Source organism: Vibrio sp. QJM3NY_39 (assembly GCF_057785895.1).
Genome location: NZ_CM173505.1, coordinates 1,413,110 through 1,425,552, shown reverse-complemented (window position 1 = coordinate 1,425,552; position 12,443 = coordinate 1,413,110). Strand labels below are relative to the sequence as shown.

The following is a 12,443-nucleotide window of genomic DNA, read 5'->3' as shown; positions in this document are numbered from 1 at the left end:
TAGCAATCGCTTGCATAGCTTTAAACTAAACCATTTGGTTTGCACCGTTCTAATCAAGAACCCATTTTATTTTCAATTTATGATACTCTTGCTTCCTCTCACACGCCATGCAGTGATCGAACTCTTTGTCACAAATTAAACAAATGAATAACAACGAATTTCGCTCTATCCAAATCAAGCCGCTTGAATATCAATCAACTTTAGCTAAACAGCTGTTTTCTCATATTGAAAGTATGCCGTGGGCAATGCTATTACGCTCTGCTTCAGAAAGCCACGTTGATAGTCGATACGACATTTTAGTTGCTCAACCCATCGCCACCTTCGAAACTATCGGCGCAGAAACGACCGTTAATGTTAATGAAGAGTGCGAGGTTTCAACGTCGGATCCTTTCGAACTACTCGACCAATATCAACAGCAATTATTACCAACGACAACGGAACACAGCGAATTACCATTCGTCGGTGGTGCGTTGGGTTATTTCAGCTACGATTTAGGTCGACGTGTTGAGACATTACCTTCTCTAGCGCAGCGTGATATTGAAGCTCCTGACATGGCGGTTGGCTTATATGAATGGGCCATTGTCGTTGATCACAAACTGAAGACGGCATGTATTGTCGGCCAAAATATTGATTCACATCTCGATTGGTTAACCTCGCAGTCAAAGCACAATGCAGTAATCCAACCTGCCTTTGGATTAACGACACCATGGCAATCCAACATGAGTCAAGATAGCTATGCGAACAAGTTCGATAGTGTTCAAGAGTACCTGTTATCCGGCGATTGCTATCAGATTAACTTGGCTCAGCGTTTCAATGCCCAATATCAAGGCAGTGAATGGCTCGCTTATGAAAAGTTAGAGCAATATAATTCGGCACCGTTTTCCGGCTTTATTCGTCTTGAACACTCAGCGATCTTAAGTGTCTCGCCAGAACGATTCTTAGAGCTCAATAGTGGCACCATAGAAACAAAACCGATCAAAGGCACACGCCCTCGTTCTGATGATCGTGAAATTGATGATGCCCATGCTCAAGACTTGATGAGTGCAGAGAAGGATCAGGCCGAAAACCTAATGATCGTTGACCTACTGCGTAATGATATTGGCCGAGTCGCGAAACCTGGTACGGTTCACGTCCCTAAACTGTTTGATATCGAAAGCTTCCCTGCTGTGCATCACTTAGTAAGTACAATCAGAGCCGATCTAGATTCTCAATATTCAGCAACTGACTTATTGAGAGCTTGTTTCCCCGGCGGTTCGATTACTGGCGCACCAAAAGTGCGAGCAATGCAGATCATTGAAGAGTTAGAACCCCATCGACGCTCCGCTTATTGCGGCAGTATCGGCTACATCAGTCGAAATGGCAGAATGGATACCAGCATTACCATTCGTACGTTAGTTGCTGAAAACAACACGCTCTATGCGTGGGCTGGCGGCGGTGTGGTGTTCGATAGTGACTGTGCCTCTGAATACCAAGAGACGCTCGATAAGCTGAGTCGCATTCTGCCTGTGCTTGAAGAATGCTAAGCATAACGTCATTAACTGACAGTTTCGCTGCTTAACGGCCAGTAAAAGCTCTATATAAGAAGAAACCGAAATAAAAAGAAACCGAAGGATCGTAAGATCACTTCGGTTTTTTTAGTCTCTGAGCCAGAGCGTGTGAATGACCACTTCTGACTAGCGATGCTTAATTAACAATCTTTAGGTTACCTTAGTTAAAAAACTCTAAGCTACTTTAGTTAACAAACTCTAAGTTACTTTAGCTAACAAGCTCTAAGTTACTTTCGCAGGCGTAACACCCCACTTCTTGAGCATCTCTTTAAGGTCGTTGGCCGTATAAGGCTTACTAAGAATGTCATCCATTCCACATTGAATACAGCGTTCCCGCTCTTCAAGCGTCGTTCCGGCAGTCAGTGCAACTATAGACTTCGAATACCCTTTCTTTCTTAGCTTCTCTGTCGCTTCAAAGCCGTCCATAACTGGCATTCTGCAATCCATGAACACAATGTCGTAGTCATTATTTGAGGCTAGCTCGAGTCCTTCTACACCGTTACTTGCAATAACAGGTTCAATCTCATGTTTACGTAACATTTGTTGGATGATGATCTGGTTCATCTTAATATCATCAACTACGAGCACTTCAAGCAGTGACAATTCGACTTCAGATTCAAAACCTTTGGCGACACTATCGCTCTCTGCTGGTACGTCGACAACCTGAAGAGGAATCGAAATGGTAAACGTAGTACCTGATCCAACAATACTGGTCACCCCAATATCGCCATTCATCAAAGCCACCAGCTTGCGACAAATCGCTAACCCAAGCCCAGTGCCCTCGTAGTTTCGGCTACTTGAGTTATCCGCCTGAGTAAAAGGTTCAAACAGCGTCTTATGTGCAGATTCGGCAATGCCTACCCCAGTATCTTCCACTGAGAAAACAAACTGGTTTTTGTCCCACTCAATATCGACATTGACGTGCCCCTCTTCTGTAAATTTGATCGCATTACCGATTAAGTTTACAAACAGTTGCGTGATACGTTCTAAATCGCCTTGGAAATGAGAAGGTACGTTAGATGCGACACTGATATTAAATTCGATCTGCTTCTCAATCGCGCGATTGACGAAGATACTTTCAATCGTATTTCTCAAATCATGCAACGCAAATTTCTTGGGAATAAGATCCAACATCCCTGCATTGATTTTGCTGAAATCAAGCAAATCATTAATGATGGTTCTGAGAAACTCTCCAGATTGGCTCAGGTTATTCACTATTTCACGCTGAGAACTGCTGAGTTCGGTATCGCTGATCAATTCTGCACTACCTAGCAAACCATTAAGCGGAGTTCTTAATTCATGGTTAATCATGGCCACAAAGTCGCGCGTTGCCCTCTCGGACTCTTCCGCTCGTTTACGTGACTCAACATTTCGATTGATAGCAAGCTGATGAGTTAATGCACTGCAGATAAGGTCAGTCACTAACAATAGTTGGCTTTGAATGAATTCGTAGTCTTGGTCTAACAACCTGACCTTCACGATTAACGCACCGACTATGACCTTTTCGATCTCTAATGGCACCGTTAGCAAGTTGCCTTGCCAATGAGGTTCTTGAATGTATTGCTCTATCACCTCGACGGCTTCGTCACCATAGTCATAGGTATGTAACTGAGGAATCAGCTTGGGAGGCAAAATCAAACGACTGGCTTCGATCAAGTAACTGTTGGTCACATTCATCGTCAATTGTGACAACATGACGTCATCGAGATCATTTCTAAGGAACGCTCGCCCGAAATCAATCAACAAGTTGTCGATTTGTTCTTGGAATTCAATACGACGTATATTCGCATTGGAGCGCTTTTCTAACTGACGCAGAGCAAGTTCAAGCTGTTGGTTAGCCTCAAACAGTTCGAGGCTCTTTTGTTCCAACAACACTTCAGCCGCTTTCCTGGCCGCGATTTGACGCTTAAGTTTCTTCTCTATGGCAGATGCCGGATCCATATCACTTTTCTACTTTGAGATTAAACCTAACCACGCTTTGGTCATCATTTTGCGGCGTCATTTCAACCGCGATAGATTCACCGTGGTATTCAGCACACCCTTCAATAAGCCCTAAGCAAACGTGAGACATGCACCTTGCGCTTTTATAGTCAAAAACAAGCTGTGCTTCAGTCGTGGTAATAAAGCTGAATTCAGGCGGCTCCGCATCCGGATAGAGCTTCTTCACTTCAACGTGAATATAGCGCTCTACGTGTTGGATAAATTGAAAGGTGGTCGTGCTATGGGCAAGGCTCGCTTTATTAGGCAATGAGGCCAATAAGTTCTTAAAGACTGACTGCCCAAAAACACGCTGTAAACTGGCTGCATCAATATCGGTTTTCTTACTCAAGTTGATAATCAACCTGACAAGGTCTTTGTGGTCATAGCTTCCGACCGACGTGTAGATCCCTTCGTCTTCTGACATCTCTAAAACTTCTTCCAAAAGCTCTAGCCCAAACTTGTCTTCAACAAGCTCTAAAAATTCGGTGAATATGATTCCTTTCATTTCATACCTTTTCTTCTATTTCTTTTTAGAATGGTCTACTAAGTTATTGTTATCAAATTCTTAAACAAAAAAACTACGTTTCATCACCTAATTTTATGACATGGGTAACGCTTACTCGGAAATGTACAAATATTGAATATAGCAAAACCCCTCGTTTGAGGAGATGAGTAACTGCCCCCTCCCCTTTATTATGCTTAGTTAATGACTGAACTAAGGGTAAGTAAATGAAGACAAACTCAAAATTGGTAATCAGCCCACGGTTATGCCTATACTTAAAATCATAATAATCAATATATTGGCTTGATATGAATAAAGAAAACTTCCTTCAACAGTTCCAGCTTAACCCTACGGTTGGCTATCATCCTGAATCTGTAGAGCGTGTTTCGCATATCAGTGGCGATCAATTGCGCAAAGCGGCAGTGGTGGTCGGTTTAGTGGAACGAGAAGATGGTTTACATGTCATTTTTACTAAAAGAGCCGCTCATTTAAAGCATCATCCAGGCCAAGTCAGCTTTCCTGGAGGAAAACACGAACTTTCCGACCCCTCTATGCAATTCACTGCACTTAGAGAACTCCACGAAGAGGTGGGAATTCGATCGGATCAAGTTAAAATTGTTGGCCAATTACCTGCATTGAGTACTATTAGTAAATTTTCTGTGACACCGATTGTTGCAATGGTCGATCCTGACTATGAAGCCATCATCGATGAGAACGAAGTGGCCTCGATTTTTGAGGTGCCTGCCACCTATGTTTTAGACCAAGCAAAGTTACACAGCCACACAGTTAACGTTAAACAAATCAAGCATCGTGTTTTTGCGATGCCCTTCGAAGAGCACCTAATTTGGGGCGTTACAGCTCAAATCATCCAATCTCTGCAGCGACATGTAGTGCAACAAATTACATAGCAACTACGTTTTGTTTAATCTCTGTTAACAAAATCCAGCCTTTCTATAGAACAGATTTATTAATGCAATTTTACGCAAACGTTTTCTTGGTATAAATCTGAACAACCCCACCTTTCACATAATAAAAACTAATACCTAGCATGAGCATAAATCACCTGTAGCACGCCAATTTCGTGATCAAAAATCCGTTTTTCGCATATCATGTGACACGCCGTTTCATTACATGATTTAGATCTATTTTTTGCAGAAGAAAATTCTGCAGAATTAGCCCCAACTTATTTCCTGTTCCCAAAAAATGAGTAATTTAACATGAACACAACAACTTCTTCGGCAAATGCCGTTAAAGATTCAAGCAAGTTTAACTACAAAGATTTTACCTGGTGTTTATCACTATTCGGTACAGCAGTTGGTGCTGGCGTACTATTCCTTCCAATCAAAGCTGGTGCGGGTGGTTTTTGGCCATTAGTTATCCTAGCTCTAATCGCGGCACCAATGACTTGGTTCGCACACAAATCTCTAGCTCGTTTCGTACTGTCTGCTAAAAACCCTGAAGCTGATATTACAGACACAGTTGAAGAGCACTTCGGTAAGACTGGCGCAAACATTATTACTTTTGCTTACTTTTTCGCTATCTACCCAATCGTTCTTATCTACGGTGTTGGTATCACAAACACGGTTGATTCTTTCCTAGTAAACCAAATGGGTATGGAATCTATTCCACGTCCTCTTCTTTCTGGTGCACTGATCCTTGCTATGACAGCAGGTGTTGTATTCGGTAAAGAACTGATGCTTAAAGCAACTTCAGCAATGGTTTACCCACTAGTATTCGTCCTACTAGCGCTGTCTTTCTACCTAGTTCCTGAATGGAACACTTCAATGATGGAAACAAGCCCAGAATGGTCTTCAATGCCTTCTATTATCTGGCTTGCGATTCCAATCATCGTGTTCTCTTTCAACCACAGCCCAATCATTTCACAGTTCTCTAAAGAGCAACGTCGTGTATACGGTGAAGACGCAGTTAAGAAAACTGACGCGATCACTGGTGGCGCAGCAATGATGCTGATGGGTTTTGTAATGTTCTTCGTATTCTCTGTAGTGCTTTCTCTATCTCCAGAGCAACTAGCTACAGCACAAGCGCAAAACATCTCTGTACTTTCTTACCTAGCCAACGTTCACGAGTCTCCACTTATCTCTTACATGGGTCCTCTAGTAGCGTTCGCAGCGATTACTTCTAGCTACTTCGGTCACTTCCTAGGTGCTCATGAAGGTCTTGTTGGTCTAATCAAATCTCGCTCTGGTTCTTCAATCAGCACGATTGAGAAAGCATCTCTAGCGTTCATCGTTGTTACAACTTGGATTGTTGCGGTAGTTAACCCAAGCATCCTAGGTATGATTGAAACAATGGGTGCTCCAATGATTGCAGCTATCCTGTTCCTGATGCCTGTATTCGCGATGCAGAAAGTACCAGCAATGGCTAAGTACAAAACTTCAGCACCTGTGCAAATCTTTACAGCTTTATGTGGTCTAGCGGCTATTAGTTCTGTAATCTACGGCGCTCTTTAATCTCAAGCCTTTTTTATAAGATGGCATCCATCTTATATCGCGAGATTAGACAAAAAATATAATGATAATAAATGAGCCTCCCTACTCCCCTTGGGAGGCTCTCTTTTTGAGGTAATCGCTATGATTAGTGTATTTGATATCTATAAAATCGGTGTTGGTCCATCGAGCTCACACACAGTTGGACCAATGAAAGCGGGTAAAGAGTTTATTGATGACCTACGTTCAATGGGAAAATTGCGCGACATCACTAAAATCACCGTGGACGTATATGGATCACTATCACTGACAGGGAAAGGTCACCACACAGATATCGCAATCATCATGGGTCTTGCTGGCAATACTCCTGAGAAAGTGGATATCGACTCTATCGCAGGTTTCATTGCTCGCGTAGAAGAAACTGAACGTCTACCTGTTGGTATGCACTGTCATACTGTTTCGTTCCCGAAAGATGGCGGAATGAATTTCCATACTTCGAACCTTTCTCTACACGAGAATGGCATGAGCATTCATGCTTGGGTTGATGACGAAGTAGCTTACTCAAAAACGTACTACTCAATTGGTGGCGGTTTCATCGTTGACGAAGAGAGCTTCGGCAAAGAAGAAGAAAACCCAATTAAAGCACCATACGAATTCACAACAGCTGAAGAGCTGGTTAATCAGTGTAAAGAAAGCGGTCTTTCTATCAGTACACTGGTTATGAAAAACCAAGCGGCTTTCCACTCAGATGAAGAGTCTCGCACTTACTTCGCTAACATCTGGAGAACGATGCGTGAGTGTATGGATCGCGGTATGAATACTGAAGGTATCTTGCCTGGTCCACTGCGTGTTCCTCGTCGTGCAGCTTCACTTCGCCAACTTCTGATTACTTCAGAAAAAACAACCAACGATCCAATGACGGTTGTTGATTGGGTGAACATGTTTGCGTTCGCCGTAAATGAAGAAAACGCTGCTGGCGGTCGTGTAGTAACAGCACCGACAAACGGCGCGTGTGGCATTATCCCTGCGGTATTGGCTTACTACGATAAGTTCATTCAAACAGTAACTGAGAAAGACTACATCCGTTACTTCGCAGCTTCTGGTGCGATCGGTGGTCTTTACAAGCGTAACGCTTCTATCTCTGGCGCTGAAGTTGGCTGTCAGGGTGAAGTTGGCGTAGCATGTTCTATGGCTGCAGCTGGTCTTGCTGAGCTTATGGGTGGTAGCCCTGAGCAAGTATGTATGGCTGCAGAAATCGGCATGGAGCACAACCTAGGTCTAACGTGTGACCCAGTTGCAGGCCAAGTACAAGTACCATGTATCGAGCGTAACGGTATTGCTGCAGTGAAAGCAATCAACTCAACTCGTATGGCACTTCGTCGCTCTTCTGCTCCTACTGTTTCTCTAGATAAAGTTATCGAAACAATGCTAGAAACCGGTAAAGACATGAACGCTAAATACCGTGAGACTTCTCAAGGTGGTTTGGCTGTTAAGGTTGTTTGTTAATTAGCATTCGTTTGTTAGTTAACATTGGCTTGCTAGTCCGTATTAATTTATTGGCCAGCATCAGTTAACAAGCCAACACTTAACTCAGTCTGCTTTTAATGAGCAGATAATAAAAAGGAACGCCAATGCGTTCCTTTTTTTGTATCTAAAGCTTTTGTAGCTGAAACTTAGTGACTAGGGCGTGTTGATCTTTCGAGCTGATTTTTGCAGCGAGTTGCTGGGGATTTATACAAGGCAGAGGCGTCGATGTGTAGCTAGCCTACATGAGAAGCCGATAACGTAGTTGAAATGGCCAGCAAACGCTGCCCGAAGGGTTCGGCTAAAAGCGTTTTACTCTTTGTTGAGGGGGATTTGCTTAGAGTGCTAGGCTACTTCCCCCTCGCCGCGATTAAAACGTTTTTATTTCGAACAAAATTTAACCACGAAAGGTCAACACGCCCTAATTATTCAACCGACCAAATTGTTTTGCTAAATCACTTGTGAGATAAGTAAGAAGCAACCAAACAACAATGAGAAAAGCATCATTGGTCGGCCACCTTCAGCGCTGTATCTGTCTTCCGCTACTTTCATGAAGCGTTGCTTATGAACCATCACCAGAGGAACAAAAACAGCCAAGAACACTAAGATGATTCCAGCGTAGTTCAGCACTTGTAGGAACTTGTCTGCAGCAAGCAGTGAACCCGCCAACGGTAAGATGAAGCTAATGCAGTACGTTACCGCTGTATTTTGATTGAACATGTCTTTGTTTTGGTTGAACAACGCCATCGCTACACCAAAGAAAGAGGTCAACAACGCCAAGCCAGTGAAGGTAGACAGAACGTTACCCACCCAAGGAGACTGAGCCTCAAACGCCGCCATCAAATCTGATACGTTCTTGAAGCTTCTGAATTGCTCTTCACTCAAGTTACCGACCACAGCAAACAACCAACACAAGTAGCACACTAATGGGATCAGAGAACCGACGATCACCATGTTACGCAGCTGTTTGTCTGTCGCTTCGTGGTTGTAAGAAACCAAGGTTGGAATCACAACCATAAAGCCAAAGCTCGTAAACAGGATGGCACTGGTTTTGATTAGATCAACGTGGTCATGGCTGGTTACCTGCATCAAGTTTTCTTGAGTCATGCTCGGCGCTAAGAACACCATGGTTACGAACAAGCTAGCAAGCATCACGAAGAACAGTGCACGGTTGAGTTTATCAATCACACCGGTGCCACTTGCGACTACAGCACCAGCAAGTAACGTAAACACGACTTGGCTCGTGGTCGCGGTGAGTTCAACGCCAAAGTTAGACAGTAACTTACTCAGTAAATCACCTGCGCCTAAAATGTAAGCCATCAATAGGCAAATCAATAGCGCGTATAGCAAGCCGTTAGTCAGTAACTGGCCTTGTTTACCCAAGGTTTTTCGGGCAATTGAGTTTAGTCCTAGACCGCCACCCGCTTTGATGGTCGCTTCTAGAAGTAATAATGCTGCGTAAGTCGTACCGAAGCAGATCAGTACCATCAGCAGTGTGCCGTAAAGCAATCCGAATTGAGCTAATACCATTGGGATCGCAAGCATACCAGCACCGAGAGCGGTACCAGCGATAATTAGGGAGCTACCCATCATTTTAATATTCATTGTTTTTAACTTATTTGTTTAGTTTTTATAGATATGAGTCTTCGTACATCGAGCGGATGACAAAGGAGTTCAGATAGAAATAGAGTTATAAAACGAATAACAATAGGAGCGATAAACGGTAAAGAAGCGTGCAGAGACGTTGTCGAACAGGGCGTTCAAAGGGGAGCTTGTCTTAAAAGAGGTAAAACGAGAAGCGTGAGTGAGCGTTAACTGATGTGGTGAACCTTCCGTAGGTTCAATAATCGGCGATGTAATCTTGAATTTCATGTATGTGTCCAATAATTGAGTCACATTCCATAGTATTTAAAGCAGCGTATCCGTTGCTGCCCTACCCCTAAGCATTAGAGGTCGTTTTATCTTATCGAATGAGTCTCGAAACACAACGCTATAACCACAATTTCTGCTATTAAATTGAACAAAACAGCCGTTTGAGCAGAAATTAACCACCAAACCGCGTAAAACAATAATCATTATTAATAAAAACCAAAGAGAGACCCAATGGTCTCTCTTTTTATCCAAACGAAAACATTACATTAAGGCGCAGGGCTATATAAACGAGGTGGACTGCTGTTGGGTAAGTGAATCAGATTTAAGCGATTACGTCTTGCCCATTCAATCGTCAATGAGGTCGGAGCCGACAAACAAACCAAGGTTGCAATTTCAGCACGCACGGCTTTATGGATAAGCTCTAAACTGCAACGACTCGTCATAATCACGAACCCTAACTTAGGGTTGATCTCGTTCACAGCCATCGCTCCTATTAGTTTATCCAGTGCGTTATGGCGGCCGATGTCTTCACGACAAAGTGAAATTTCACCTTTCGAATTCGCAAACAAAGCGACATGTAAAGCACCGGATATTTTGGCTGCTTTTTGATGTTCGGCAATTCGCCCTCTCAACCCCTCAAAAACCAGTGGACTGGGTGGTAATGACGATGGCAATGGAACCAAATCCGGAAGTGCTTGTTCAAGCGCCTCAACACCGCATAAACCACAGCCGGTGGTTCCAGCCAAGTTACGCCGCTGAGTTTTCATTTCCCAAAAAGCACGGTTGCTGATTTCTACTTGCGCGAAATGAGATTCACCATTGCCACCAATCTCAATATCACGAATTTCACTGAATTTTTTTACGATACCGGTGCTTAAACTAAAACCGCGCACAAAGTCTTCCATGTGACCGGGTGTCACCATCATAACCGCCTGACTGATCCCGTTATAACTGATCGCCAATGCAGATTCGTTTGCCAGAGGTGCATCCACCACCATGCTATAGCCCGTAAGCTCTCGATAGCTCATGGCATTGGGCTGTGGAGGCGCTTGATTAAAATCAGGCAGTTCAATATAGGATTGAGTTATACATCTCATAAAATCACCCGGAAAGACGGTCAGCTTGACGATATCGATTCAGACTGAAAACGTTACTGATTAAACTAGTATTACTGATTAAATAGACATCACTGGTTAAACAAGTGTTTTGCTTCAGCAAAGCACTGATCAGTGAGTGCCGAATAAGGTTCTTGTTTACGCTTAAGTAGACCGAGAGGCGAATGCACCACGGCTTTTTCTATTGGTACGATACGCAGTTGTTCATTGAGCTCTTCCAATCCAGAGTTAAGCGGCATAACAGCACAGCACAGGCCACTGGTAACGGCTTGGATCAGGTGAAACGTAGAGTTACTTTCAATCAAAGTCTGCGGAACTAAGCCTTTACTACCGAAGCTCAAATCAATCGAATGACGATAATGCATTCCTTTAGACAAAAGCCCCAAAGGAATGCTATTGAGTGATTCCCATAAGACTTCCGACTCAGCAAAATCAAAAAATCGGCTGTCATACAGAATGCCTAAATCCGTCGAGTTCATTTCTATAACGTCAAAATAAGCCGTATTGATCTGGTCGGTGTAACACATGCCTAAATCAAGTTGGTTACGATTGAGCTGGTCTATGATCTGCTCAGATGTCATCGACAAAATTTGAAAGCGAAGTTCAGGGAATTTTTCTGCTAAAGGCTTAATCAACTGCATCGGGTTTTGACTGGCTAAAGGCACCATGCCAACTCTTAGCGAGCCGACCAGTTGGCCACGGCAGTTAGCCGCTTCGGCTTGTAAACCGTCATGAGCCGCTAAGACCGTCTTTGCCCAAGCCAATATACGTTCACCCGCTTCGGTAAACCCTTCAAAACGTTGACTTCTTGAAATCAACTCGAGGTCTATCTCTTCTTCTAAACGCCTTATCCTCATCGACAACGTAGGCTGAGTAACATGACAAAGTGTCGCAGCCTGACCAAAGTGTTTCGTTTGATCTAAAGCGATTAAATAATTAAGTTGTTTTATATCCATGAATGATTAGTAAAACCTTGAAATGAAGCGTCTTCTTCGCGTTCGTCGTACATTAACGGTTCTCTGTGATTGAAAATACCTATCACGGGAAATAGCTCAATCTGTAAAGCAACAGCTAAAGTAACAACGGTATTTTTGATTTAAATCAAAGTATGCCTAATTTAAATATAGGTCAAATCTAAATTATCTATAGCGTGATAGACAGCAACTATCATGGGAGACTCAGCTATATCAAGGCTGATTAACAAATCTCTCGTAAAATAGAGCTCACATCGCACTGGCTAATAAATTTTATTTATCACTGTGACAAAAGCGACACTTTCCATATTTACTCGCCATGATAGATTCTATTTATCACTTAGTCGGCAATATCAATTGGACGCACCGCCCCTTAACGGCATAACCTTTGATTTAGATCATGGCAAACAATTAGCCAGTCTATTTCTAAATATTCAAAGCAGTAAACAGGTATCGATACCAAATAATCAAAACCGTTTTAC

Annotated in this window: 9 protein-coding genes; 4 read left to right on the top strand and 5 right to left on the bottom strand. The window is 43.0% G+C overall.

The genetic code is table 11. The annotated features are described in order from the left end of the window. The first annotated feature begins 143 nt into the window (after positions 1-143). Positions 144-1,523 carry an aminodeoxychorismate synthase component I gene (pabB, locus tag AC3CHU_RS06435; protein ID WP_488525260.1) on the top strand — a complete coding sequence of 460 codons (1,380 nt, stop codon included), beginning with the start codon at positions 144-146 and terminating at the stop codon, positions 1,521-1,523. A gap of 246 nt (positions 1,524-1,769) precedes the next feature. Here the strand turns inward: pabB and AC3CHU_RS06430 are convergent, their stop codons facing one another. Both AC3CHU_RS06430 and AC3CHU_RS06425 read right to left on the bottom strand, forming a co-directional pair. Beyond that, the gene (locus tag AC3CHU_RS06430) at positions 1,770-3,488 is read right to left on the bottom strand and encodes an ATP-binding protein (RefSeq protein WP_488518712.1); all 1,719 of its coding nucleotides are present in this window, start codon (positions 3,486-3,488) and stop codon (positions 1,770-1,772) included. Position 3,489: 1 nt separating this feature from the next. Further along, positions 3,490-4,032, bottom strand: coding sequence for a heme NO-binding domain-containing protein (locus tag AC3CHU_RS06425; protein ID WP_017080579.1), 543 nt, complete (start codon positions 4,030-4,032; stop codon positions 3,490-3,492). Positions 4,033-4,337: 305 nt separating this feature from the next. Here AC3CHU_RS06425 and AC3CHU_RS06420 point away from each other — a divergent pair, with 305 nt between their 5' ends. The 3 genes from AC3CHU_RS06420 (at position 4,338) to AC3CHU_RS06410 (ending at position 7,982) form a co-directional block, all read left to right on the top strand. Continuing rightward, complete coding sequence (locus AC3CHU_RS06420; RefSeq protein WP_017080578.1) at positions 4,338-4,937, top strand: CoA pyrophosphatase; 600 nt, start codon at positions 4,338-4,340, stop codon at positions 4,935-4,937. A gap of 309 nt (positions 4,938-5,246) precedes the next feature. Beyond that, positions 5,247-6,500 (top strand): aromatic amino acid transport family protein, encoded by a 1,254-nt coding sequence (locus AC3CHU_RS06415; RefSeq protein ID WP_004734718.1) that lies wholly within the window; start codon positions 5,247-5,249, stop codon positions 6,498-6,500. Positions 6,501-6,620: 120 nt separating this feature from the next. Next, positions 6,621-7,982 carry an L-serine ammonia-lyase gene (locus AC3CHU_RS06410; RefSeq protein ID WP_054546558.1) on the top strand — a complete coding sequence of 454 codons (1,362 nt, stop codon included), beginning with the start codon at positions 6,621-6,623 and terminating at the stop codon, positions 7,980-7,982. Positions 7,983-8,450: 468 nt separating this feature from the next. Here AC3CHU_RS06410 and AC3CHU_RS06405 read toward each other — a convergent pair whose 3' ends face one another. The 3 genes from AC3CHU_RS06405 to AC3CHU_RS06395 all read right to left on the bottom strand — a co-directional run bounded on the left by AC3CHU_RS06405 (position 8,451) and on the right by AC3CHU_RS06395 (position 11,943). Beyond that, positions 8,451-9,593, bottom strand: a complete 1,143-nt coding sequence (locus AC3CHU_RS06405; RefSeq protein ID WP_237299919.1) for an amino acid permease — start codon at positions 9,591-9,593, stop codon at positions 8,451-8,453. A 545-nt stretch (positions 9,594-10,138) separates the two neighbouring features. Further along, entirely contained in the window at positions 10,139-10,969 is an 831-nt protein-coding gene (gene fdhD, locus AC3CHU_RS06400) for a formate dehydrogenase accessory sulfurtransferase FdhD (RefSeq protein ID WP_488525259.1), read from the bottom strand. Positions 10,970-11,058: 89 nt separating this feature from the next. After that, entirely contained in the window at positions 11,059-11,943 is an 885-nt protein-coding gene (locus tag AC3CHU_RS06395; RefSeq protein ID WP_488525258.1) for a LysR family global transcriptional regulator AcsS, read from the bottom strand. Positions 11,944-12,443 lie beyond the last annotated feature (500 nt).